1 pseudogene is annotated in these 668 nt (G+C 61.1%); it reads left to right on the forward strand.

From position 1 onward, the window contains the following. Positions 1 to 18: 18 nt before the first annotated feature. Positions 19 to 668, forward strand: a pseudogene (locus KTN05_RS17705) (IS5 family transposase); the annotation flags it as partial.

Consider the following 668-nt stretch of genomic DNA (forward strand, 5'->3'; position numbering starts at 1 on the left):
GGCGAGGAGACCTGATATATGAGCAACCTGTTCTGGCTGACCGACGCGCAGATGGAGCGCTTGCGGCCGTTCTTTCCCAAGAGCCACGGCCGTCCCCGCGTTGATGACAAGCGGGTGCTGAGCGGCATTATATTCATCAACCGCAATGGCTTGCGTTGGTGCGATGCGCCAAGGGAATATGGTCCTGCCAAGACGCTCTACAACCGGTGGAAACGGTGGAGCGACATGGGGGTGTTCGCCCGGATCATGGAAGGGCTGGCCTCGGAAGGCACAGACCGGAAGACGATCATGATCGACGCGACATACCTCAAGGCGCACCGCACGGCATCCAGCCTGCGGGTGAAAAAGGGGGGCGTGGCCGTCTGATCGGGCGAACCAAGGGCGGCATGAACACGAAGTTGCATGCCGTCACCGATGCCAACGGCCGCCCGATACGCTTCTTCATGACGGCCGGCCAGGTCAGCGACTACACCGGCGCGGCGGCCTTGCTGGACAGTCTGCCATCGGCTGAATGGCTTCTGGCCGACAGGGGGTATGATGCCGATTGGCTTCGAGACGCCTTGAAAGACAAGGGGATAAAGGCCTGCATCCCCGGTCGGAAGGGCCGCAGGAAACCTGTCAAATACGACAAGCGCAGATACAAGCGCCGCAGTCGCATCGAGATCATG

This window comes from Paracoccus sp. Z118 (assembly GCF_019061185.1).
In the GTDB taxonomy this organism is placed as follows: Bacteria; Pseudomonadota; Alphaproteobacteria; order Rhodobacterales; family Rhodobacteraceae; genus Paracoccus.